28 protein-coding genes are annotated in these 21,205 nt (G+C 59.2%); 23 read left to right on the forward strand and 5 right to left on the reverse strand.

From position 1 onward, the window contains the following. Positions 1-220 precede the first annotated feature (220 nt). From HV711_RS23255 to HV711_RS23265, 3 genes are read left to right on the forward strand one after another with little or no spacing between them, the layout of a single operon-like run. On the forward strand, positions 221-391 hold the full coding sequence (locus HV711_RS23255; protein ID WP_175145254.1) for a hypothetical protein: 171 nt from the start codon (positions 221-223) through the stop codon (positions 389-391). After that, positions 388-597: a hypothetical protein gene (locus HV711_RS23260; RefSeq protein ID WP_035482217.1), complete on the forward strand. Its 210-nt coding sequence runs from the start codon at positions 388-390 to the stop codon at positions 595-597. Before HV711_RS23255 ends, HV711_RS23260 begins: the two co-directional genes overlap by 4 nt. Continuing rightward, entirely contained in the window at positions 594-914 is a 321-nt protein-coding gene (locus HV711_RS23265) for a hypothetical protein (RefSeq protein WP_035482219.1), read from the forward strand. Before HV711_RS23260 ends, HV711_RS23265 begins: the two co-directional genes overlap by 4 nt. A 9-nt stretch (positions 915-923) precedes the next feature. Here HV711_RS23265 and HV711_RS23270 read toward each other — a convergent pair whose 3' ends face one another. Genes HV711_RS23270 through HV711_RS23280 form a run of 3 tightly spaced genes read right to left on the reverse strand, consistent with a single transcriptional unit; the run spans position 924 to position 1,604 of the window. Continuing rightward, positions 924-1,199: a pyocin activator PrtN family protein gene (locus HV711_RS23270; RefSeq protein WP_035482222.1), complete on the reverse strand. Its 276-nt coding sequence runs from the start codon at positions 1,197-1,199 to the stop codon at positions 924-926. Further along, entirely contained in the window at positions 1,196-1,414 is a 219-nt protein-coding gene (locus HV711_RS23275; protein WP_082201500.1) for an excisionase, read from the reverse strand. The genes HV711_RS23270 and HV711_RS23275 overlap by 4 nt, the downstream gene beginning before the upstream one ends. Next, entirely contained in the window at positions 1,404-1,604 is a 201-nt protein-coding gene (locus HV711_RS23280) for a helix-turn-helix transcriptional regulator (protein ID WP_035482224.1), read from the reverse strand. The genes HV711_RS23275 and HV711_RS23280 overlap by 11 nt, the downstream gene beginning before the upstream one ends. Before the next feature lie 603 nt (positions 1,605-2,207). Between HV711_RS23280 and HV711_RS23285 the strand changes: the two genes are divergently transcribed. The 10 genes from HV711_RS23285 (at position 2,208) to HV711_RS23330 (ending at position 9,911) form a co-directional block, all read left to right on the forward strand. Beyond that, positions 2,208-2,564, forward strand: coding sequence for a hypothetical protein (locus tag HV711_RS23285; protein WP_175145256.1), 357 nt, complete (start codon positions 2,208-2,210; stop codon positions 2,562-2,564). Continuing rightward, positions 2,557-2,925 (forward strand): hypothetical protein, encoded by a 369-nt coding sequence (locus HV711_RS23290; RefSeq protein WP_035482228.1) that lies wholly within the window; start codon positions 2,557-2,559, stop codon positions 2,923-2,925. The genes HV711_RS23285 and HV711_RS23290 overlap by 8 nt, the downstream gene beginning before the upstream one ends. 82 nt (positions 2,926-3,007) lie before the next feature. Next, positions 3,008-3,406, forward strand: coding sequence for a hypothetical protein (locus HV711_RS23295; RefSeq protein ID WP_035482230.1), 399 nt, complete (start codon positions 3,008-3,010; stop codon positions 3,404-3,406). Positions 3,407-3,420: 14 nt separating this feature from the next. Continuing rightward, positions 3,421-4,386 (forward strand): hypothetical protein, encoded by a 966-nt coding sequence (locus HV711_RS23300; RefSeq protein WP_035482232.1) that lies wholly within the window; start codon positions 3,421-3,423, stop codon positions 4,384-4,386. Between the two features lie 165 nt (positions 4,387-4,551). Further along, entirely contained in the window at positions 4,552-4,668 is a 117-nt protein-coding gene (locus HV711_RS34135) for a helix-turn-helix transcriptional regulator (protein ID WP_254604867.1), read from the forward strand. Between the two features lie 110 nt (positions 4,669-4,778). Continuing rightward, complete coding sequence (locus HV711_RS33550) at positions 4,779-5,669, forward strand: ParB/RepB/Spo0J family partition protein (RefSeq protein WP_244142691.1); 891 nt, start codon at positions 4,779-4,781, stop codon at positions 5,667-5,669. Next, positions 5,666-7,207, forward strand: coding sequence for a DEAD/DEAH box helicase (locus tag HV711_RS23315; protein ID WP_175145257.1), 1,542 nt, complete (start codon positions 5,666-5,668; stop codon positions 7,205-7,207). The genes HV711_RS33550 and HV711_RS23315 overlap by 4 nt, the downstream gene beginning before the upstream one ends. Continuing rightward, positions 7,204-8,091, forward strand: a complete 888-nt coding sequence (locus HV711_RS23320) for a toprim domain-containing protein (RefSeq protein WP_035482235.1) — start codon at positions 7,204-7,206, stop codon at positions 8,089-8,091. Before HV711_RS23315 ends, HV711_RS23320 begins: the two co-directional genes overlap by 4 nt. 296 nt (positions 8,092-8,387) lie before the next feature. Beyond that, positions 8,388-8,600: a hypothetical protein gene (locus HV711_RS23325; RefSeq protein ID WP_035482237.1), complete on the forward strand. Its 213-nt coding sequence runs from the start codon at positions 8,388-8,390 to the stop codon at positions 8,598-8,600. Between the two features lie 1,083 nt (positions 8,601-9,683). After that, entirely contained in the window at positions 9,684-9,911 is a 228-nt protein-coding gene (locus tag HV711_RS23330) for a hypothetical protein (protein ID WP_035482241.1), read from the forward strand. Between the two features lies 1 nt (position 9,912). On the opposite strand, the gene HV711_RS23335 is transcribed toward HV711_RS23330, so the two are convergent. Together HV711_RS23335 and HV711_RS23340 are read right to left on the reverse strand one after the other, a co-directional pair. Next, complete coding sequence (locus HV711_RS23335) at positions 9,913-10,092, reverse strand: beta-lactoglobulin I (RefSeq protein ID WP_244142690.1); 180 nt, start codon at positions 10,090-10,092, stop codon at positions 9,913-9,915. 400 nt (positions 10,093-10,492) lie between these two features. Continuing rightward, complete coding sequence (locus tag HV711_RS23340) at positions 10,493-11,314, reverse strand: recombinase family protein (protein ID WP_244142689.1); 822 nt, start codon at positions 11,312-11,314, stop codon at positions 10,493-10,495. A gap of 163 nt (positions 11,315-11,477) precedes the next feature. On the opposite strand from HV711_RS23340, the gene HV711_RS23345 reads away from it, so the two are divergent. Genes HV711_RS23345 through HV711_RS23390 form a run of 10 tightly spaced genes read left to right on the forward strand, consistent with a single transcriptional unit; the run spans position 11,478 to position 21,196 of the window. Beyond that, positions 11,478-13,478, forward strand: coding sequence for a hypothetical protein (locus HV711_RS23345; protein ID WP_035482245.1), 2,001 nt, complete (start codon positions 11,478-11,480; stop codon positions 13,476-13,478). Between the two features lie 2 nt (positions 13,479-13,480). Then, on the forward strand, positions 13,481-13,642 hold the full coding sequence (locus tag HV711_RS23350; RefSeq protein WP_156946688.1) for a hypothetical protein: 162 nt from the start codon (positions 13,481-13,483) through the stop codon (positions 13,640-13,642). Beyond that, complete coding sequence (locus HV711_RS23355) at positions 13,642-13,827, forward strand: hypothetical protein (RefSeq protein WP_035482247.1); 186 nt, start codon at positions 13,642-13,644, stop codon at positions 13,825-13,827. The genes HV711_RS23350 and HV711_RS23355 overlap by 1 nt, the downstream gene beginning before the upstream one ends. A 1-nt stretch (position 13,828) precedes the next feature. Then, positions 13,829-16,006, forward strand: a complete 2,178-nt coding sequence (locus HV711_RS23360; protein WP_035482249.1) for a hypothetical protein — start codon at positions 13,829-13,831, stop codon at positions 16,004-16,006. Beyond that, positions 16,006-16,641, forward strand: a complete 636-nt coding sequence (locus tag HV711_RS23365) for a hypothetical protein (protein WP_035482251.1) — start codon at positions 16,006-16,008, stop codon at positions 16,639-16,641. Before HV711_RS23360 ends, HV711_RS23365 begins: the two co-directional genes overlap by 1 nt. A gap of 3 nt (positions 16,642-16,644) precedes the next feature. Next, positions 16,645-16,992, forward strand: coding sequence for a M48 family metalloprotease (locus HV711_RS23370; RefSeq protein WP_035482254.1), 348 nt, complete (start codon positions 16,645-16,647; stop codon positions 16,990-16,992). Further along, positions 16,985-18,454 (forward strand): glycine-rich domain-containing protein, encoded by a 1,470-nt coding sequence (locus tag HV711_RS23375; protein WP_175145260.1) that lies wholly within the window; start codon positions 16,985-16,987, stop codon positions 18,452-18,454. Before HV711_RS23370 ends, HV711_RS23375 begins: the two co-directional genes overlap by 8 nt. Before the next feature lie 57 nt (positions 18,455-18,511). Beyond that, entirely contained in the window at positions 18,512-19,024 is a 513-nt protein-coding gene (locus tag HV711_RS23380) for a hypothetical protein (protein ID WP_035482257.1), read from the forward strand. 11 nt (positions 19,025-19,035) lie between these two features. Then, entirely contained in the window at positions 19,036-19,767 is a 732-nt protein-coding gene (locus HV711_RS23385) for a hypothetical protein (protein ID WP_035482258.1), read from the forward strand. A gap of 16 nt (positions 19,768-19,783) precedes the next feature. Further along, entirely contained in the window at positions 19,784-21,196 is a 1,413-nt protein-coding gene (locus HV711_RS23390; RefSeq protein WP_035482260.1) for a N4-gp56 family major capsid protein, read from the forward strand. Positions 21,197-21,205: the final 9 nt, after the last annotated feature.

Consider the following 21,205-nt stretch of genomic DNA (forward strand, 5'->3'; position numbering starts at 1 on the left):
AGCAGGCCGTAGTGGCCGAACCCGTCACGTATCGCCAGATCGCGCAACGTCCGCCAAAGGTCAAAGCTTCACCATAATGTGAAATTGTGGAGCTAAATGGATAGCCCTTATGAATGTACAGTATATAGCGCTTGCGAGGACTACATCGGTATCGATCCGTATCCCGCTCGCAACGCGTATACTGCGGACATTCCCGCAGTTATGGAGCAGGATTCCATCGATGAACCAGACCAAGGTCATTCACGGCATCACCCTGAAGCCTCGTGTAGAGGTTGCGCCGCGAAATGCGATCGATCCGACGACTCCTGAAGGTCGTGATCGACTGATGGAAGCAATGCGCGTGATTTTCGAAGAACATCGCGAAGTCTTCGAAAAATTGGCTAAGCGATGATGAACTTCTTGCGTGGATTCCTCAGCGGTTTGGCGGGCCCGGTAAGTCTCTTTTCCGAGCCGCGCCGTGTGCAGCCGGTGAAGATCGAAATTAAGAAACTGCACCGGTCGATCGCTGATCCCGTCGAGGCTATGCGCGCTGATTGGCAGCAGGTGGGAGACGACCTGCGCGCTGTGATGGGGTCCAAGATCGGAGAGAATGAATGACGAAACGAAACCTGTTCGCCGAGGTCAGGGACGGCATGGATGCGCTCGCTGCAGGGCGGGGCGGGAAGTCCGTAATCGAGAAAATCCCATACAAGGACTATCTGATAATCGTCCGCCTCGAATTGATGGAAGGCGGGGGCGCGAAGATTCACAGTCAAACAATCCAGAAAGGCGAGTCCGGTACGCCATACGAGGTGGCGGTAGATACCAACGTCACTGGCATGTACCGGAACGAAAGCGAGGCTATCTCTGCCGCAGTACGCACCGCTCGACCCATGATTGATGAATTCGCGAGCGGTAGGTCGTCGCTTCCTTGAGCATAACCATTAACGCGCGGGGTTGGCGCCGGTCAACTGCTCACATTCCTTCCTTGCAGCCTCCCGGCGCTGACCGATGTATAGCGCCAGATCTGCAATGTGAACGCCCTTGGCGGTCTTCTGTGACTTCTCCATCCGCACGAGCGGGAGGACAATATCGCCGGTCGAGATTTTCCGGAGCAACTTGTCGGCCTCGAGGTGCGGAAAGTAGTCGCGGCACACGACGTCGATGGGGATGATCGCTCGAGCTCCGTACTGGGCCATGAGGACGAAGGCGGTGTTCATTGGCCCTGACCTAATCTGCGAGACATCTCGCCGTACTCGTCGGCATAGACGGCAGTGGGCTCGACAAAATATCGGCTGCCGATTTTGATCGGTGCCGGCACGATCCAACCGCCTCGGCGCCAGTTGTACAGGGTGTTTCTGTGCGGGGCATGTTCACCGAAGACTAGCTTTGCCCATGCGTCGAGAGGAATCAGTTTCGGTTGATCAGTTGTCATCTCTCGTCTGTCCGGTATGAGGAGCCAGTAACGCGTCAACGCTTTCCGCGGTGATCCTGCTAGTGCGGTGTCCGAGACTCATCTTCGTCAGCCTACCGGCGTCTACCAGCCTGTACACCGTAGCCCGTGAGATGTTCAGCATGGTCATAACGTCGCTGATTCGGTACAGCCGAGGTTTGAGAATACTCATTGAACAGGTCTCCTTGCGCAGAGGGCTAATCCTACAACGGACCGAGTGAACGGCAAACGATCACATGGCAAGTCCATATCAGCTAGACCACTCGGCAATTTCTAGTGCGCTTTTCGCGTATCGGTAAATTCTCTTGCATTCTCCCAGGCGGTTGTCTATCCTTTGGGTGTCGCTGATACAACAGCGACCGGGCCTGGAAACCCGGAATAGCGTAGGCGGACGACCGCCAAATGGCGGTATTTTTTCGTCCGTAGTATCATCGCTCGCGCCCTTTTCTGGGCGGGCCATGGTGGGGAGGCGCTCGCGCCTGCCGGTTCCTACGTTCCGGTTTTCCAGCCCTGCCATGTGCCTGCCCACCCCGTCTGGAAACGTGGTGGCAGGCTCTTACCAAACGTAGGAGTTCGTACCATGACCGCACCCATCAGTTCACATCCTCCCCCTTTTGTCCAAGCTTCCAGATCGTCAGATAAACCGGCGTTCTGAGGGCATCTTTGGCTGCTGATCGGGCAATTGACCATCGCTCGCAAGCGGAAAAATAAGTTGAATCACACTACGTCGCCAAACTGGGCCGACGTGTGCATTGACAACTAGAGGGGCATCACCATGGACCGTGTATCTATTTCACAAAATCAGGAATCCGAAAGAGATAAAAAGCTCGCGCGATATAGCGACGCAATCAATGGCATCGATTGTATGTGCCAGACTCAGCTTGGCCAGATCGATGCGATCATCATGTCGACGCTTCGTGCTATGGAAACGCCGGATTTCTGGCGACATCCGCTCGCCATGAGGGAATCACTTGGTCTGATCCAATATCTCGCCGGGGACTTGATGAACTTTGTGAACGCGACGGCAGAAATCGAGGGTTGCAACTTTGTGGACGAGGTCGGGCGCGCGCGTGAAATGCGTATCCTTCAGGCCGCCCGTGCGATCCAGGAAACGGGAGCCAATCATGTCTGAATCGACAATCGATAAGGGCCCGATTCCTCTCACGGCCGACCGTTGGAGGTCGGATGAGGAGCCCGAATTCAGCCGCATCCGCAGCGCCGCGCTGGCCGACATCAACAGGGCTTCCCGCGGCATCGCATCGATCGCGCGGATCTTGCACAACTCGATTGGTGACGACATCGACGGTGTAACCCGCAGCAGCATCGACAACTTCACAAAGCAGAACCTGGCCGGCGCCGTCGAGTGCATAAGCGATTTCATATATTCACTCCTCGAGGAGGAGGCCGCCACGCAGTCGATGATCGACGGATTGCATAAGGCCACGTCCGCAACTGACGGTGTGAAAGCCGAATCTGAGCGTCATGGTTCGTGAGCAGGTAGCATATCTTGGCAGTCAATGGGCAACATTCTCGACAGAGCCACTTGAATTGGCTCTGTCGAATCTTCATCGGGGCATGAAGGTGGACTATATTCATCGAGCATTCGTGGTCCGACGGGGATCATCAAATTCGGTCGACCGCGACGCCGAGTTTAAGGCGGCGGTGTTCGAACGACGACTGGTGATTTACATCGACGAATGGGACAACAAGCGAACCATGGAGGCTCGCGTGTACGGAGCCACGCCAGGCGGGCATGTCCTCATCGGGTTTCAGATCGATGCTGACCGCGGCATAGTCCCGGCGCAACTGTGGAAAGTCGTCGACGACCTCGACCGAGTCGTGATCACGAAGGATGTGTACGAAACGATCGAGCGCACGGTACCGTCGCAGTACGCAGGACATCTCGTTCGTTTCGATGCGGTGTCGTCGGATACCGCGCTGGATCTGACGAAGCACGCTGCGGACGGATATTAAGAGTTGGAGAAAAAATGACCGTTCCAAGTGAAGACGCGTTCAAGTTGGCGATGGAGAGAATCGAAACATCGGGGGCCAACTATCTGCGGCCGGCTTTCAACCGCGAGATGTTTCTCCACGAGAACCCGAAGACGGCTAAACAGCTAATCGAGCTTGCTCTTCACGCTCGAAGGAAATCGTTCGCCTTGTTCAATGACGATGAAGTTCTGTCATGGCTGATCGAACAAGAGCCGTTCCGACGCGTAGAGCAGAAATTCTGGGGAACAACTGACGCAGGCGATCCTGACGAACGGTCTGACGAGCGACGGGTAGAAAGGCACTATGAAAACTTTCATAATGCCGCGCAACTAGATACCGCCAGAGGAAGAAGACGCTTTGACGACCGTCTCGATATGCTCTTAGGGGGACACGTGCGGTCGTACTCTGGGTGGCTGCTGAGGCTAGTGTCGGCTATCAGAGAATACCATTACGGCAATTCAGCGACGAGAATGATCGCCAACAGGCGACAGTATTTGTCAAAAATCAGGTCAGCAATTGTCGGCATGAAAGCGGTTCTTGATCTTACTAGCGACCCTTCGATCACCAACCGATTCTCCACCCTGACGGCGTATGCAGACGAGGGACTTCAGCTAATTGACGCGGACTTTTACAAAAGGCTTCAAGTCTTGCAAGCGATGGAGTCGACCGATATTGAAACCATGTATCCCCTTGAGCGGCTTGATAAGACAGCCAAGGAGAGACTGTTTGTCTTCCGCATGATGCGTGCGAACCATTTGGTCTGGCATAAGTATCGTCCTTCGGACATCTACGTCTTGATGGAGCTGGAAGGATTCGAATATCCCCAAAGCGAAAGAAATATACAACGTCTGTGCGCTGAATTCGACGTTCATTGGCGACGCTTAAACGAAGAAATTACGGCGGTTAGTGTCGCGACATTTAATTCGGTAAACGACAAAACTACCACCGTTACAACCGAATAGCTCTTTCTGTACCTTCTAGCCATACACAACGTTTCCCAAGAGGGGACCAGTATGGCTACCAAACAAACCGATGACAACCGTCCCGCCACCCTGCCTTTGGTGGGCCGGTCCCGCTGGACGCAAATCCAGCCCTTCCTACCTGTCTGTCGCGAGACGTGGCGCACCATGTGCCGAGAAGGCCGCGCACCTAAGCCCGTTCGCCTGAGCCCGCGTTGCACGGTCTGGGATAACGCGCAGGTTCACGCCTGGCTAGCTGACCCGCTTGGCTACCGCGCGGAGTAACGCATGCGTACTCTGCTCAAGCAAGCCATCATGGCTGCCTATAACCACGGGTTCTTGCCGTTCGCGGCCGTGTCGCCGTTGATCCATTTTCTGGGTCTGGAGGCTTCCTGATGAGCCTCGAACTGCATCCGCTTTGCACGCTGTTTCCTCGCCTCGAAGGCGTCGAGTTCGAGTCGCTGAAGGCTGACATTCAAGCAAATGGCCAAATGCAGCCAATCGTCCTGCACGACGGGATGATCCTCGACGGCGGCAATCGCTATCGTGCCTGCGTCGAGCTCGGCATTGAGCCGTTGATCGCCGAGATGGATCTCGGAGACTACGATCTCCTGTCCTACGTGCTTTCGGTGAACCTTCACCGCCGGCACCTTACGCCAGGTCAGCACGCAGCAATCGTAGCTGCAGCGACGAACTGGCTTGAGGCTCAAACGCACGGCGGGGACCGGAAGTCGGACCAAAGTGCAACGTTGCACTTTGAAACGACCGCTGATCGGGCAGCCCAATCCGGCGCCAGTATCCGCACGCAAAAGATGGCCGATAAGGTCGCTAAGGCGGACCCCGAACTGATAAAGGATGTCGGGCACGGGAAGATCAGCCTTCCCAAGGCGCTGAAACAGGTAGAAGGTAAGGATCAACCTGAGGCAGGCACGAGCATCGATTCTTCGCGTGTCGATGTCGCTGAGGAGTCCCTATCGAACCCGTGTGGTATGGACGATGCCGAATTCGAAAATTATCTCAACGGCCTGCTTGCGCAGATCGAGAGCCTGCAACGTGCCAACGACGCGATGTCAGCGACCGACCAGGGGGCAGAGATGATGAAGCACGTTCAACTGCTTCTGAATGCCGAGAACGCTCTGGCCGCTGAACGTGAGCGCGGTGTCGTCCGCGAGAAGGCGTTGCGGTGGTTCGGCAACCAGTATGCAGAGCTTCGCAAGGTTCTGAACGTCAAGAATGATCGTGACGTGCTGCCGGCGGTGAGGCAACTGTTGGAGGAGGCAAAGTGAGGGCGCCGACTCCTGAAGAAGTGGCAGCTTTCGAGCACTTCGGTCTTCGTCAGTATCAGATCGACGCGGTGCTGCGAGTGAGTGATGCCTATCGCAATGGCGCGAGGAACGTGCTTTTGTGCGCTCCCACTGGCGCCGGGAAGACCCGCATTTCCGCATGCGTTGCCTATCTCGCGTCGAACAACGGTAAGTACTCCCATTTCGTTGTCGACCGTGAGAACCTGGTTGATCAGACGTCGCGGACGTTCGATCAGTTTGGTGTCTCACACGGAGTCGTCCAGCAGAAACACTGGCGGTACCGTCCCTATGAGCGCGCACAAATCCTGTCGATACAGACCGTGATGCGTCGCGGCTGGCCAGACGATCCACAGCCAAAACTGGTGATTGTCGACGAATGCCATACCGTGCACGCTCCGACCAAGAAGCGGCTTGCCGCAGGCGATGCTCGCGGCCTCGGTCTCACGGCGACTCCGTTCACCAAAGGCTTGGGTGAGATCTACGACGCGCTGATCAACGTCGAGACGACGAATCGCCTGATCGAGCAGGGCGCCCTGGTGTCGTACCGGATCTACTCGCCGTCCCAGCCGGACATGACGGGCGTGAAGATCAATGCTGGCGAATGGGAGCAGAAGGAGGCGACTAAGCGCGCCCTTAAGGTGGTGGGCGATTGCGTCTCGGAGTACATCAAGCACGGTAACTCGCAGAAGTTCATCTGCAGCGCTATCACGGTCGACCATGCGCGCGAACTCCATCGCCAGTTCACCGCCGCCGGTATCCAGTGCGTAGTTTACACGAGCCGGGAGACGAAAGAAGAGTGCGACGAGATCGTCGGTGAATTCAGCAAACCCGATTCCTACATTCGAGGATTGATCACGGTTTCCAAAGCAACGAAGGGCTTTGACGTTCCCGATGTCGGCTGCGTGATCATGTGCCGGCCGCTTCGTAAGTCCCTCGCTGATGTTATCCAACTGATGGGCCGCGGGCTCCGTACAAGTCCCGAGACCGGCAAAACAGAACTCATCGTCCTCGATCATAGCGGCAACATCGAGCGCTTCTGGGACGAGATCAACGAGTTCTTTGAAACCGGCGCGGTAGAGCTCGACGACGGTAAGAAGAAGCCCAAGTCCGAGAAGAAAAAGCCGAAGGCTGAAGACGTGATGGTGAAGTGCCCGCACTGCTCGCACCTTCATAAAGCACGCCCTGCCTGTCCGAGTTGCGGTCACGAGTACCCGAAGCGCGCAACTGTGGAGCATGTTGCTGGCACGCTCGAGGAAATGCTGGCCAGCGGTAACCAGCGGAAGCTCACGACGGAGCTATGGCCCATGGTGTGCCATTACGCTCGTCTGAAAGCCACAGACATGCAACTCGCGAACAAGAAAGCGTACGCCATGTACAAGGAACTCACTGGCGCATGGCCGAAGGCTGATTTCTTCCAGACCATCCCAGTCCTGCCGACTCCAGAGGCCGCCAAAAGGTTCGTCAACATGGACAAGCGGTATTGGATCCGGCAACGCGCCATGTCGAGGAAAGCGGCATGACGTTCGAGCAGGCAATGATTGCTCACGGGCTGATTCCACGCCAGATAGTCGCCGACGGCAAGTGGTATCGCTGCCGGACCGTCGACAAGCCGCGGAAGATGAACGGCGCATACCTGCTGTGGCTGAACGGGCAGCGAGGTTTTTACAAGAACTTTGCCACCGACGATGACTATTGCGAATGGCGGTCCGACAAGCCTGTCGCGATTGCCGATCAACGTGCCATGGATGAGCGCATCAAACGGCTTCGGCAGCAGGAAGCGGCGGCGCGCGCACGGGCCATCAACCGGATGCGCGAGCACTGGGACACGCTTCCAATCCTGACTGAGTGGCACGCCTACATCGAACGCAAGGGATTGTCTCTGAGGGGCTGCCAAGGCGTCAGGCTGGAGGGAGATGACCTGGTGATCCCGATGTATCGCGGCGGCGCGTTGGTGAGCTTGCAGAACATCACGATCGACGGCCAGAAGCTATACCGGAAGGGATGTTCTACCCGTGGTGCGTCTTTTGTCATGTCGCGACCGGGAAGCACGATCACATGCTTCGTCGAGGGATTTGCCACCGGCCTGGCTGTCTTTCAGACGGTCACCAATGCGTCTGTCGTCGTGTGTTTCGACGCACAGAACCTGATCACCGTCGCCCAGGACACAAAGGTCCGCGGGATGGCTGTCGTGTGCGCAGACAACGACTGGGAAACGCAGCGCGACAGGGGCATCAACAAGGGCGTAGAGAACGGCAGGAAAGCCGCCGAAGCGATTGGCTGCGGTATTGCCTACCCCGAGGGCATCCGGGGCACCGATTGGGCCGATGCACTGCAGGAATGGGGCGATCGCGGCCCGGCAAAGGTTCGGATGCAGATCATGAAGGGGGCACGGCTCGTCATCTGATGCAGCAACGCACCGCGCTGGGCGGACACGGTTTAACACCAGCGGCGCGGGAAGACTCGGTACTGGGGGATAGGTCTGAAATACCGATAAGGGTGGCGAAGCTAGCGCCCGAGACCGAACGGCTGGCGGGTCATGCGGCTCCGGACGGGAAGCATGTGAAGGCAGACCTGGGATGGGCTAGGTCTGCCCACCAAACGGGAAGGATCGTAGGGATGTGGTGTAGGGGTTGAACAACAGGTGCTGGTTAGTACCACTGAGGGCCGGGGACGGCCAAATTTGCCCACGAAGGAGGGGCCATGCAACAGGATGACCAGAAGTCATGCAGTCGTGGATGGGTAACGACGTTCAAAAAGGACCTATCTCGGTTCCTTGCCGAACCGTTCTACACGACGAACCCGCTGTACGTCGCACAGCACAAGGAATGGGACTGGCAGGAATGCGACTTTGAGACTGCCGATCGTGAAACGCGGCGCCAGTCTGGCTATCCCACGGACGGCGACGCCGCATAAGAGGGCACCATGGCCACGCTAAGGGAAATCTACCGGGAGAACTCGAGCACGCGTGCGATATGCAAAATGCTCGACGGCGGTCCGCTGACACAGACGCAGATCTCTGCGGCGGGCGACATCACCAACGGATGTACGTGCAAGTGCCTCAAGCTTCTGATCGACGAAGGCTACGTGACGCGGGGCCCGCGCGCGATGAACCGGCACCGTACATCAATTGGTCCGCGACCGTGGACTTACGTCAGGACCACCAAACCGCTGCCAGAGACCAGAACGACGCTTCCGGCTGCTCCGACGGCAAAGGAACTGTGCGACATCATGAACAGCATCATCAGACGCTCCATGAGGCTTACATGAGCCAGGAAAAACTCATAACCTGATCACGTCTCCATAGCGTGTGGTTTGCCCGGTTCGCCGGGCTCTTTTTTCGATGAAGCCTGAAACCGTCCTGTGTCCGAACTGCGGCAACGAATGGCAGATCCCGCTTCTGGCGATGGTCAGGCAGCGCTCGCCATTGTGGTGTCCTGCGTGTTTGAAAAGGGCAGATGAGAGGCTCGACGAAGCATTGCGCAGGTATCCAGGAGAGACCTCACGCATACCGGCCCGGCAAATCCGGGAAGACTGACAGCTTCCGACCGGTGAGCTGCCCTGTCAGATGGGCCGGTAGTCGTGAGGTAACCGCAAATAGCCGACGCGGTATAGAAGAAAGGCGAACGGGGGGCCATAACCCAGCCCTAGCGGAGAAAAGGATCTGGCAACAGATTCGGCGTAGCGCCTACCGCGATAAACGTACCGAACTTGGCGAACTTGAATGTGAACGCCTTGGAGCAGATGGAAAGGTCACCGCACACGGGCGCGACAGTCTGCTTAGGTTAGATAAACCCAACGCTACCGAATTTCCTCAAATTGAGGGCATTCGCTTCGGGTGTGGTGCTTTAGAAGTGGCCACGCTCCGGTTATGCCACTTGCAGCGCATGCCGGAGCCCGCCGGAAAGACCTCGTTCCCCAGGCGCATTGCGCAAGATCCGACGCCTGTAGTATCGTCTCCAGCCCGCCACCACGGCGGATTCACGTAATGGAGACCATATGAGCATCGATGTAGAAAAGCAGGCAGCAGAAGCAAACTGGGTCAGGGACGTCAAGATGCTGGTAGAGAAGTTGAACGAATCCCTTGGCAAAGTCCCAGAGGGCGTAGACGTTTCGGTCGACGCATCCAAAGGGATTCACCTGGTCGGCGCGATCGATCTGTCGACCGCCAAGGAATCGTGGCGGATCGAACTCAAGGCCACGAAGACTCAAACGCTGATCGGATAGTTCAGTGAACCGGCGCGTAGGCAATCTCGCCTACGCCCGTCGTCTCCATCCACTCATCACGATCCGCGAATCCAGCCACCTCCGCACAGTGGTCAGCCAGCTTTTCCAGCGTTGGCGGAATAGCCGTCGTCAGGTAAGCCAGCATCGCGCCGCTCGGCGTGAAGATCGCGTAGGTCATCATCGTCAGTCTCCAGTGGGGATGTCTGAGTGTCGGATGATTTCCAGAGCAGTGCACAGCGTGACATGGTGTCATGCTGACCGGCGGATTGCCGGTTACCGATGGTTGCCCGCAACAGGGTCAGAGATAACGACTCTGTTGACCCCTGATCAAAGGGGACGGCTAATTACCGCATCCTCCGGTATTCGCCGACGGCATCCACACATCCGCGCAACGCTCAGCAGCAACTGACCCACTAAAAGACGTTCTGTCCAACGCATTCTCACGCGCACGCACGCGCGAGGAAAGGCTCAACGGATGGTGTGAAGATAGGAATGAATGCAACAAATGCTCCGCTTTCGGGGCCCGTGAGCGCCTCAGAAATACGCTCTGCGGCAGTCGGCAGGCCCGGTGCCCGCCGCTATCACTGCCTCGCGAGGACACGCTGCAGTTGCACGAGCGACCACTCGCTGCCTCGCGCCGTCCTGACTCCAAGGCGGTTCAGCTCATCAACCATCGCGCGCTGGCTCATGCCGGCAGCCTTCAGGCCGGCCAGCACGTTGGACAGCGATGCTGCGAAGTCATCAGCCGCTCGCTGACGGGCTTCGATGTTGGGCCTAAGGTTGGCGGGGCCGGTCGAACCTAGAACCACGCCGCGGGCCTTGGCGGCGCGCAGTGCGTCTTTCGTGCGCTCACTGATGCGCTTCGCCTCGTGTTCGGCAAATGCCGCCATGATGTGGATGGTCAGCTCGTTTGCTTCTGGCATATCGACGGCCACGAACTTCACCTTCGACTCCATCAGGCCGCTCACGAAGTGCACATTGCGCGCGAGGCGGTCGAGCTTCGCAATCAGCAGGCGTGCGCCAGTCTTCCGGCACAGGTCAAGTGCGGCGCGCAGTTGCGGCCGCTTTGCGAGTGCATCGGCACCTTTGCCGGTCTCAGTCTCTGTGAATTCTCCGACGAGCTCCCACGAGCCGCCGTTGAGGTATCGCGTGACGGCTTCGCGCTGAGCGTCAAGGCCGAGTCCGGACATACCCTGCCGAGCAGTCGATACCCGGTAATACGCCACGAATTTGCCGTTTGCCATTTCGCTTTCCCCGTTTGACAACATTTCAGTACGAACGTCCAATGTGTAGTCATGATAGGTGAAAAGGACGAGGATGCATAGGAATTCCCGTGAGGGAATCACCCTGGTCGGGATCCTGCGAATGGCGGAGAGCCTTTGCCAGAGCGGCTGAGCGGGCAAATTCCGCTAGCCGGCGGTGCAGTCGATGCCTGGCAATGCGAACGATTCTCAAACTCGGGGACCACGCCACTGCCCCCGGACCCGGGGTGACAAAGTTTGCAGACCCTCTCTCCAATCCGCACACAGGAAAAACACCGATGATCCTCCGCAATGGAGGATAGGCATGGCCCTGACGAACGCTGCGTTGCTCACATCGATCTCGGAGGACCGGGCGCTTGGCTCGGCCATGCTGTTTCCGCATCGTCATCCGCAGGCTTCACCGGCGTTCCACATTGAGGTCATGGACCTGTGGAGATGCGCCGATGAGTGGGTGTTGATCGAGGCATTTCGGGAAGGTGCGAAGTCTACGCTGTCGGAGGAGCATCTGCTGATCGAGGCGTGCTTCGGAAACTTCGGGTACTGCCTGATCATCGGCGAGACGTACACGAAGGCGTGTCAGAGGCTCGAAGCGATCAAGTTCGAGGCGACGCGCAACATGCGTCTGCAGAGCCTCTTCGGCAGGGTGAAGCAGGCTGGCAGGGTGTGGAACGAGCATCAGATGGAGCTCGCCAATGGGGTGTTGCTGGAGGCGCACGGATGGGAGGAGGAGTTCCGCGGCTTCAAGTGGCGGGACCTTCGACCGGATCGTGCGTATCTCGACGACATCGAGAACAAGGAGCGGGTCAAGGACAAGGCATCGGTCGATGCGTCGATGAGGAAGCTCTACCTCGAACTGATTCCGGCAATGGACAAGGTCAGGGGAAAGATTCGCGTCACCGGGACACCATTGGCCGAAGACTGCATGATCACACGCTTACGAGAAAACCCGGACTGGACGTCCCGCCGGTATCCGATCTGCAACGGTGACATCGACGATCCTGAGACTGAAGCGCTGTGGCCCGAGCGATACCCGATGGACTGGATTCGTCGCAAGCGTGACGAAATGGAGCGAGCCGGTCAGCTTCGCGGCTTCATGCAGGAATACATGCTGATGGCGATCGGCTCGCAGGACAAGCCCTTCGAGTCAGACCAGATCCGGGAGATGGCGCTTGATCCCGCTCCGTGGATGCCGAAGGTCGTCATCACCGACCCCGCCCGGACGGTGGATGTGAAGAAAAGCGACCGCACGGGCCGCGTGGTGCTGAGTCGTCTGGGCACGACGATCTACGTTCATGCGTCGTCCGGCGAGTATTGGAAGCCGAACGAGATCATCGACGATCTGTTCTCGACGTCCCAGCGGTTCAACGACGCGGCTGTGGCAATCGAAAAGAACTCGCTCGACGAGTGGCTGCTCCAGCCTATGCGCGCGGAAATGCTACGCCGCGGAGTAACGCTTGCTCTCAAGCCACTGTCTGCTCCCCAGGATCGTGACAAGGAGCAGTTCATCATGGGCCTCCAGCCGTTCTTCCAGGCGGGCGACATTGTTCTGGTCGGCGGGAGAAGTGCGCACCCGAAGCTCGTCGCCGAGATCCTGAATTTCCCATCTGGCAAGCGCGACATTCTGAACGCGCTCGCGTACTTCCAGCGTGTTTTCTCGGGGGCGCCCGTGTACGAAGAATTCGGCGAATGGAACCTCATCGACGGGTATGAACCGTCGCAGCGTCACGCCATGGCTTTAGCCTTCAATGCCGCCGGCGCGGAAACCACCGCGGCCCTCATCTGCATCGAGGGCGAAAGGATGGTCGTCGTTGCCGACTGGATTTCTCCGGTTCCTCCTGCCCAGGCAGTTCCGGACATTGCGCAGCTCGTGCGCGCGGCGTTCCCGCGTGCGCGCGTAACAGCATGGCTGCCGGCCGATGTACTCGATCAGTCCGACCGCATGCCGATCGTGCCAGCTTTGCGCGCGGCAAAGATGCATCCAATGCGCGGAGGGTATATCAACGTCTCTCGCGGGGCTCTTTCGCCGATGATCCGCACCGAGTCACGAGGAAAGAGGCTGTTCCTCGTCGATTCAGGTGCGACGCATACGCTCAACGCTCTGGCCGGTGGCTATAACTTCCCGGTGAATCGCACAGGAAATAAAGATAGCCTCCCTGAGACTGGTCCGCACCGCACCTTGATGGAAGGTCTGGAGTCGGCCACTTACGTGATCTGCTCGCAGCACAACGACGTCATTCCCGACGGCGTTCACACCGCGGTTAATCCGCAGGGCGCGAGCTACATGACTTCGTTACCCAGGAGATAGCCATGGCTGTTTCGAAAACCGTTTCGCCCAAAGCGCCTTCGCAGAACCCGACCTCGTTCTACCAGGGCAAACAGCAGGGCGGCGCCCATGGCAAGCCCGAGCGCGTGCCCGAAAAACTGAAGGGCGGCCCGATGCGCGAAAAGATGGGCAGGAAGGGGCTGTGATGAAACGCTACGGCCGCGGCGACGCGGGTAAAGGCCAGAACCGTTCAGAGTCGAGGGATGTGAACAGCTTTTTCGGCAAGACGCCGAAGAAGCCCGAAGCCGACGACCGTCCGGGACGCACGCCGCGCGATCGCAACACCGGCACGCGGCTCGCGAAAAAGCTCGCGGGCAAGGTGATCGGCTGAGATGGCCCGCAAGGCGAAAAAGAAGGACGACAAGCCCGCAGTCGAAACATTGGACTCGCGGGCTATCGACGCTGATAAGAGCGGCGAGGATCTGGAAAACTGGGCCGACCAGCCCGATTCCGAGGCCTACATCGAGGCCGGCAAGCTCTACGAGAAAATCTCGAAGTGCTTCCAGAACAAGCAGGAGCAGATCGACCAGTGCGAGGAATTCTGGTCGATCTACAACGCTCAGCCCGACGAGAACCAGCAGTACTCAGGCAATTCCCAGTGCTATATCCCCGCGGTGCGCAACGCGATCAACGCGCGCATGAAGCGCACGCTCGCGCAGCTTTTCCCGGCGAATCACAAGCACGTCAGTGCGACTGGTCCGGATGGAAACATGCCGTTCGCGCAGATCAGTCTGCTTGAGCACTACATCCGCCAGACGAAGCTGAAGGACATCGTTCGCGCCGATCTGATCGCCGGCGATGTTACGGGCCAGTGGAACCTCTACATCGACTGGACGAAGAGCTACCGCAAAGTCACCGAGCTTGTTCGGAAACCTCCGATCCTCGAAGACAGCCAGATTGGTGTCGAGGTCGAAGACGTCACGGTCGATGAAGACGATTGGGAATGGGAGAAGGAACAGAAGGACGTCATCGAGGAAGGGCCGGACATCGTTCCGTTCGCGACCGAGGACTTCGCCGTCTATCCGCCTACCTGCAATGACATCCAGAAGGCCACAGCCACCGCGATCAAGCTGCGCCTGTCCAGTGATGCGATCCAGCAGTTCGTCGATGAAGGCGTTTTCGTGGGACACACCGCGAAAGACATCATCGACCGGATGGCGCAACCGGGGCAGGGAAAGGAAAAATACGTCGCGCCCAAGAAACGTACAGGCGACGCGGGCATCCGCACCGAAGGAACCTACAAGTACGCGCTGATCTATGAAGTGCACACGAATCTCGATCTCGGCAACGGAAAAGAGCCGTGCTTCGTCTATTACGCGGGCCAGGAAGAGATTCTTGGCATTATCCGCAATCCATTTTGGTCTGGGAAAAGGCCGATCCTCTCGGCGCCCATTGAGCGAATCCAGGGATCGGCTTTCGGCATCTCGAAGATCGAACCGGTCAAGTACCTCCAGTGGAACCTGAACGACTTCTGGAACATGGGTCAGGACTCGGCGCAGTACAGCCTGTTGCCGATCACGATGGTGGATCCGCTCTCGAACCCTAACTACCAGTCGATGGTGGTCGGACTCGCCGCGGTGTGGCTGACTGACCCCGCCAAGACGAAGTTCGCCAATTTCCCGGCGATCTACAAGGACGCGATCCCGCTGTGCGAGAACCTCAAGCAGCAGATCAACGAGTCGATGGACGTCAATGACGCCATGCTCGGCAAGGCTCCGACAGGCCGGAAAAACCAGGCGCAGATGGCCGCGCTCACCGCAGCGCAGGAATCGAACATCATCGATAACGCCAAGCGTTACGAAGAGGTGATGCTTAATCCGCTGCTCGAATGGATGTTCGAGCTCGACAGGCAGTTCCGCACCGAAGAACTCACGGTTCAGGTGCTGGGCGAAGTGGGGGTACGTGCAAACCTTCAGGTGATCCCGCCGCAGGCGTTCGGCGAGCGCTATTTCTTCGGCTGGTGTGGAACCGCCTATCAGCAGAATCTTCAACGAATGCAGCAGATGATCGCGACGATGAACGTGCTGCGCGGAATCCCGCCGCAGCAGCTCGATGGCCGCCGGCTCAATATCGGTCCGATCCTGGAGAACCTCGTCGAGCAGGTGTTTGGCCCCGAAGTCGCGCCGCGCATCCTGATCGACGAGCGCAATCTGTTCCATGTCGATCCCGAAGATGAAAACCTGATGATGCACAACGGCCTCGCCGCGGAGATCCATCAGGCCGACGACGACCGTCGCCATATCGCTTCGCATCTGCAGGCCGCTCAGCTCACGGGAGATCCCGCAGGGCTTTTCCGCGCACACATCCAGCAGCACCAGCAGGCGATGCAGGCAAAGCTCCAGGCGCAGATGCCGAAACCGCAAGGGCAACCGGGTGTTCCAGGTGGAGCAGGTCCGGGTGTCGCAGGTACGCCGCGCATGGGGGCACAACCAGGACTTCCGAGACCGCAGGGTCCTAACGGCATGATCCACGCAGATCAGATGGCTTCGCCAACAGGAGGGTCACGATAATGGCCGACCAGTTCCAGCTCACGCAGTCTGTTCTGCAGATTCTCGGATCGATGGCTGATCCGGCTTCGCTCAAGCAGGCTCTTATCAGCCTGGCAACGCAGACGCAGATCTCTCTCAATACGTTGTCTACGCAGGCGCAGGCTCCTTCGGGAGCCGCGGGCGGCGATCTCGGCGGGACATACCCGAACCCGACCCTTGCGAAGATCACCAACGCGCTGACGTCATACGGTGGCCTGACTCTCGTAGGAGAAGGAATCCCGGTCCAGGTCGCGTCCGCCGGTCAGGTTTCACAGGCCGCGAATGTTTCCGCCACGACGCTTTACACCGTTCCGGCCGGTGGTGCTGGGTGGTATCGCGTGTCTGCGCAGGCCGTTGTGACTCAGGCTGCGACATCGTCGTCGACGCTGCCTAATGTTGGGGTGACGTGGACCGACAATGATTCCGGTGTCGCACTGTCCGCGACCACGATGACGCCGACTAACACGGCTAATGCTCCGGGCGCCTTCGGCCTGGGATCGCAGATGATGTATGTCAAGGCCGGCACGAACATCCAGTACCTGACGAGCAACTACGCGTCGTCCGGCGCCACGCCGATGCAATACGCAGTGCGCGCGCGTCTCGAATTTCTCGGGTGACCCATGAAGCGTTTCTTTGCGCGCACGACCCCGTGGCACACGGTGCAGACCGGCGACCTGATGGATTGCCTGACTCCATCGGTACGGGCAGCCGTGATAGCTCATGAAATGGGGCATCTGAAGCATTGGCATGCCGAGAAGCGGCTGCTGTGGTTTTTGACATTGCGCGTGCTCTGGGACTGGCAGGGATTCCTGCAGATGTGCGAAGAGCAGGAATTGGAGGCGGATCGCTACGCCCGCAGCACGGGGCACGGTCTTGGACTGAGGATGTTCCTCGTCGCGCATGGTCATCGGCGCAAGCAACTGGGCTATCCGTGCCTGCATAAACGACTGGAGGCCCTGAATGGCTGACGCATTCCGGATCACTCCGCCTCAGGTTCGCGCCGAGGGGAAGGACGTTCCGCCGGAGCAGATTCAGGCGGGCTTCAATGCTCTCGCGCAGCAGGTTACCGTCGCGCTAAACAGCGTGGCCAGTGATCCTACGGGGCCCGCTGGCGGTGATCTCTCAGGCACGTATCCGAATCCGACCGTGTCGGGTGTGAACGGATCGCCGGCCGGCACGATGGCGAACCAGAACGCAAGTGCTGTTGCGATCACGGGCGGCACGATCTCAGGCGTTACGCTCTCGACGAGCACTGCTATCGCGGCCACGAGCGGAGGAACCGGACGCAATGCACTGACGGCGAATGCAGTTCTGATCGGTGAGGGTTCGAGCCCGGTGAACTTTGCGGCGCCGGGAGCATCGGGAACTATCCTCGCATCGACCGGCACGAATGCCGATCCGTCGTTCCAGACCAAAGCGTCCCTCACCATCGCATCGAGCGGCGCGAACTCCGACATAACCAGCCTCTCCGGATTGACGACCGCCCTGTCTGTCGCGCAAGGGGGGACGGGGCGCCAGACGCTAACTGCTCATGGTGTGCTGCTCGGCGAAGGAACGGCCGCGATCAACCAGACAACGGCCGGCACATCGGGGCAGCCGCTTCTCTCCGGCGGCGCTTCCGCAGATCCGAACTGGGGAACGCTTACACCCTCATTCGGCGGAACAGGTCTCACGACGATCACGGCTCACGGCGTGATGATCGGCGAAGGGACGAGCAACGTCGCCACAGTTGCGCCGTCCACTGCCGGTCAGGCATTGATCAGCGCGGGCGCAACTTCTGATCCTGTTTTTGGATACCCGACCGGTGCATTGATCAATGTGCAGCGTTTCACATCGAGCGGCACATACACGCCGACTGCGGGAACGAATAGCGTCATCGTCGAGATTCAGGGCGGCGGCGGTTCGGGCGGTGGGGCTGTGCTGACGGGTTCCGGTCAGATTTCCTCTGGAGCCGGCGGCGGCGCGGGCGGTTACATCAAGCACCGAATGACCAGTGGCTTCTCAGGCGCGACCGTCACTATCGGTAGCGGCGGTACAGGCGCATCGGGTGCTGCTGGCGGAAACGGGGGTAACACTTCGTTCGCTGGCGTTACTGCAAATGGCGGCGGTGGTGGTGGTGTCGGGGCAGCCAGCTCTTCTACTTCTCTGGCGTCCGGAGGTACTGGCGGTGCCGCGTCCGGCGGCAGCATTCTCAATATTCCAGGTGCGAACGCCGGTGCATCGTCCTATTCATCAACTGCCATCATCGCCGGCGGTGTAGGCGCGAATTCGGTTTTGGGATCCGGCGGTTTGTATGCCGTAGGGACTACTGGTAGCGCGGGCGGTGGATTCGGCGGTGGCGGCGGTGGTACAGACAACGGAGCAAGTTCTGCCGCACTTACCGGTGGAGTTGGAGCGCCCGGCGTTGTGATCGTCTGGGAGTACGCATAACCCTTGCTTAGCACAGGAAATATTTCTACAAAGTCGCTAGTCCATCAGGAGAGCATCGTGCGCAAAATCCGTATTGCCCAAATCATCGGAGCCCTGTTTCCGGCGATCGGCCCCGGCCAGATTCCGAACATTCCGGATAACGGCACGGTGCCCGACCAGATCGGTCTTATCAACGCCATCATGGGTATCAATCCGCTTCAGGAAGCGATCTACAACGCGGACGCCGCGACTGCTTCCAAGACTCTAAGCGGAGCGGAAATGAGCGGCGCCGCTCAGGTGTTTCTCGCATTCACCGGCACGTTCGGCGCCGGCGGCGCACTGACGCTGCCGACCGTCGCAAACCTGATCGCGTCTCTGCCGTCGGTGGTTCAGGCAAATCCCGTCGGCATCACCTGGCAGTTGCGCGTTATCAACGTCGCGACGACACAGACTCTCACGATGACGACCAACACCGGGTGGACGCTGGCCGGAACGATGACCGTGTCGACCACGACGTTCCGTGATTTCGTCGTCACGATTACCAGCGCCACGACGGCCAGCCTTCAGGCGGTCGGATCGGGCAACGCTTAACAGGAATGGGCATGAGCGCACTTCTGAAAAGACTTCTTGGCTTGCTGCTTCCCGGCGTCGATGACCCGGACGCAGACTCCTCTGGCGATCCGGCAGCCGATCCGGACGCCGCTGGCGACCCACCAGCTGATCCCGGAACCGAGGACGACGAAGTCGATCTGGAGTTCGTCGAGACGCCGGCTCCCGCACGTACACGTGGAACCGAGGCGGACCGTCTCACTGCTCTCGAAGTTGAATTCGAGCGCCGTACGCGCATCGCTGCTGAGCAGAACGCGCGTCGAGAATCCCCGGTAGATACCGAGTTCCAGCGTGAAGAAGAGCGACTCCGGAATCCGGAAACCTCGGATATGGAACGCTGGCAGATTCAGGCGAACCGTACGTTGCGCCAGACCCAGGCTGAAGCGCAGCGCGCACGTATGGAAGCATCGGACCTGATGGACCGCACGCGCTTCGAATCGAAATTCAGCAGCGATCCGCGCCGCTCCAAGTACGCAGAGCGCGTCGAGGAAGCGGTCGCACAAGAACGAGCTCAGGGCCGCATCGCTTCACGTGAGGCGGTCTACTTCTACATGCTCGGCAAGGACATCGCCGACGGCAAGCTCAAGCCCAAAGCGAAAGCGCGCACGCCGGCTGCGGATGTGCCGCGCGGTCGTCCCGCGAATGCCCGTTCCGATATACCGGCGCGCGGTCGTCAGACCGAACGCGACAAACTCCGCTCGCGGCTTGAGAACCTGAATATTTAACCAGCAAGAGGAAACCATGATCACGACCCAACTGGCCCTTCTGCTGGGCCTTCTGTTCCCCGGTGTGACTAACCAGTCCACCAGTTTCACCGCCGATGTCGAGGCGTACATCCAGGAAGAAGTCGAACCGCTCGCGCGTCGCCAACTCGTCGCGTATCAGTTCGGCAAGCCCCTGAAGCTCGACACGAACCGCGGCACGACGTACACCGCGTCGCGCTACCAGCGCCTGCCGCTGCCGTATGCGCCGCTGCAGGAAGGCGTTGCGCCTCCGGGTGAAGCCATGACCCTCCAACAGGTCAGCGCCACCGCTCAGCAGTGGGGCGACCGCGTCATCATCACCGATGTCGCGAACCTGACCATCAAGCATCCGCTCTTCCAGCAGGCCTGCGAACTCGTCGGGTTGCAGTTGCCGGAAACGCTTGAGCGCAACACGATGAACACGTTGCTTTCGACCACGCAGGTGAACTACGCGAACGGCAAATCGAGCCGCGCGAACCTGCTCGCAACCGACGTGATGACGCCGCACGAGAACAACCGTATCGTCGGTTCGTTCCTCACGTACGGCGTCCCGCGTTTCATGGGCGACGAGCGCGAAGACATGATGATCGAAGCCGGCGCGTACCGTGATCCGTCGCGCTCGCCGGCCGTCATGCAGCATTACGTCGCGCTGATTCACCCGCTGTCCGCTCAGGACATGCGCGAAAACACCACCGTCGTCAACGCGTGGTCGTACAGCGACGTGAACCGACTCTACAACAACGAGCTCGGTCCGTTCGGCGGCGCGCGCTTCGTTGAGTCGAACATGATCCCCTACTGGACCGGCGCTGCCGCGATCCAGGGCACGGCATCGGCTTCGGGCGGCCAGCTCGCGACGAATGCTGGTTACCAGATCATCGTCACCGCTTCGCCCGCCCAGACGTCCGTCGAGCAGGTGATCTATCAGGTGTCGAACACGATCAGCGTGACGGGTCCGACGGGATCGATCTCGGTCGTGCTGCCGCAGCTCGCCGGCTACGTGTTCAACGTCTACCTTGGCACGTCGGCTACGCCGTCGAATCTGGCGACCGCAGTCGGTGTCGGCGTTCCGGTGACGGGTCCGCTCGCCGGCATGGCGACGCAGCTCGCACCGAACCAGACGGTGACGCTCACCGGCATCGGTGTTGCACAGACGCCGCCGGCGGCTCCGGCGACGGGTGTCAGCGTGTTCCCGACGATCTACATCGGCAACCACTCGTACGGTCAGGTTCTGCTCGAAAACCCCGAGTTCCACTACCTCACGGGCGCCGACAAGTCCGATCCGCTGAACCAGACCCGAGTCGTGTCGTGGAAGGTCTTCTACGGCTCGATCATCCTCAACCAGGCGTTTATCGCCCGCGTCGAGGCAGGCTCCGCGTTCACGCCGGGATACTCTGCCGGCACGCAGTCTTAAGGAGTAGCT

Source organism: Paraburkholderia phenoliruptrix (genome assembly GCF_902859825.1).
GTDB classification, from domain to species: Bacteria; Pseudomonadota; Gammaproteobacteria; order Burkholderiales; family Burkholderiaceae; genus Paraburkholderia; species Paraburkholderia phenoliruptrix.

What these genes read in the sequence shown, in the direction of transcription:
- HV711_RS23255 (WP_175145254.1), top strand. Translation starts at nt 221, where the DNA reads ATGAACCAGACCAAGGTCATTCACGGCATCACCCTGAAGCCTCGTGTA.
- HV711_RS23260 (WP_035482217.1), top strand. Translation starts at nt 388, where the DNA reads ATGATGAACTTCTTGCGTGGATTCCTCAGCGGTTTGGCGGGCCCGGTA.
- HV711_RS23265 (WP_035482219.1), top strand. Translation starts at nt 594, where the DNA reads ATGACGAAACGAAACCTGTTCGCCGAGGTCAGGGACGGCATGGATGCG.
- HV711_RS23270 (WP_035482222.1), bottom strand. Translation starts at nt 1,199, where the DNA reads ATGAACACCGCCTTCGTCCTCATGGCCCAGTACGGAGCTCGAGCGATC.
- HV711_RS23275 (WP_082201500.1), bottom strand. Translation starts at nt 1,414, where the DNA reads ATGACAACTGATCAACCGAAACTGATTCCTCTCGACGCATGGGCAAAG.
- HV711_RS23280 (WP_035482224.1), bottom strand. Translation starts at nt 1,604, where the DNA reads ATGAGTATTCTCAAACCTCGGCTGTACCGAATCAGCGACGTTATGACC.
- HV711_RS23285 (WP_175145256.1), top strand. Translation starts at nt 2,208, where the DNA reads ATGGACCGTGTATCTATTTCACAAAATCAGGAATCCGAAAGAGATAAA.
- HV711_RS23290 (WP_035482228.1), top strand. Translation starts at nt 2,557, where the DNA reads ATGTCTGAATCGACAATCGATAAGGGCCCGATTCCTCTCACGGCCGAC.
- HV711_RS23295 (WP_035482230.1), top strand. Translation starts at nt 3,008, where the DNA reads ATGAAGGTGGACTATATTCATCGAGCATTCGTGGTCCGACGGGGATCA.
- HV711_RS23300 (WP_035482232.1), top strand. Translation starts at nt 3,421, where the DNA reads ATGACCGTTCCAAGTGAAGACGCGTTCAAGTTGGCGATGGAGAGAATC.
- HV711_RS34135 (WP_254604867.1), top strand. Translation starts at nt 4,552, where the DNA reads ATGTGCCGAGAAGGCCGCGCACCTAAGCCCGTTCGCCTGAGCCCGCGT.
- HV711_RS33550 (WP_244142691.1), top strand. Translation starts at nt 4,779, where the DNA reads ATGAGCCTCGAACTGCATCCGCTTTGCACGCTGTTTCCTCGCCTCGAA.
- HV711_RS23320 (WP_035482235.1), top strand. Translation starts at nt 7,204, where the DNA reads ATGACGTTCGAGCAGGCAATGATTGCTCACGGGCTGATTCCACGCCAG.
- HV711_RS23325 (WP_035482237.1), top strand. Translation starts at nt 8,388, where the DNA reads ATGCAACAGGATGACCAGAAGTCATGCAGTCGTGGATGGGTAACGACG.
- HV711_RS23330 (WP_035482241.1), top strand. Translation starts at nt 9,684, where the DNA reads ATGAGCATCGATGTAGAAAAGCAGGCAGCAGAAGCAAACTGGGTCAGG.
- HV711_RS23335 (WP_244142690.1), bottom strand. Translation starts at nt 10,092, where the DNA reads ATGATGACCTACGCGATCTTCACGCCGAGCGGCGCGATGCTGGCTTAC.
- HV711_RS23345 (WP_035482245.1), top strand. Translation starts at nt 11,478, where the DNA reads ATGGCCCTGACGAACGCTGCGTTGCTCACATCGATCTCGGAGGACCGG.
- HV711_RS23350 (WP_156946688.1), top strand. Translation starts at nt 13,481, where the DNA reads ATGGCTGTTTCGAAAACCGTTTCGCCCAAAGCGCCTTCGCAGAACCCG.
- HV711_RS23355 (WP_035482247.1), top strand. Translation starts at nt 13,642, where the DNA reads ATGAAACGCTACGGCCGCGGCGACGCGGGTAAAGGCCAGAACCGTTCA.
- HV711_RS23360 (WP_035482249.1), top strand. Translation starts at nt 13,829, where the DNA reads ATGGCCCGCAAGGCGAAAAAGAAGGACGACAAGCCCGCAGTCGAAACA.
- HV711_RS23365 (WP_035482251.1), top strand. Translation starts at nt 16,006, where the DNA reads ATGGCCGACCAGTTCCAGCTCACGCAGTCTGTTCTGCAGATTCTCGGA.
- HV711_RS23370 (WP_035482254.1), top strand. Translation starts at nt 16,645, where the DNA reads ATGAAGCGTTTCTTTGCGCGCACGACCCCGTGGCACACGGTGCAGACC.
- HV711_RS23375 (WP_175145260.1), top strand. Translation starts at nt 16,985, where the DNA reads ATGGCTGACGCATTCCGGATCACTCCGCCTCAGGTTCGCGCCGAGGGG.
- HV711_RS23385 (WP_035482258.1), top strand. Translation starts at nt 19,036, where the DNA reads ATGAGCGCACTTCTGAAAAGACTTCTTGGCTTGCTGCTTCCCGGCGTC.
- HV711_RS23390 (WP_035482260.1), top strand. Translation starts at nt 19,784, where the DNA reads ATGATCACGACCCAACTGGCCCTTCTGCTGGGCCTTCTGTTCCCCGGT.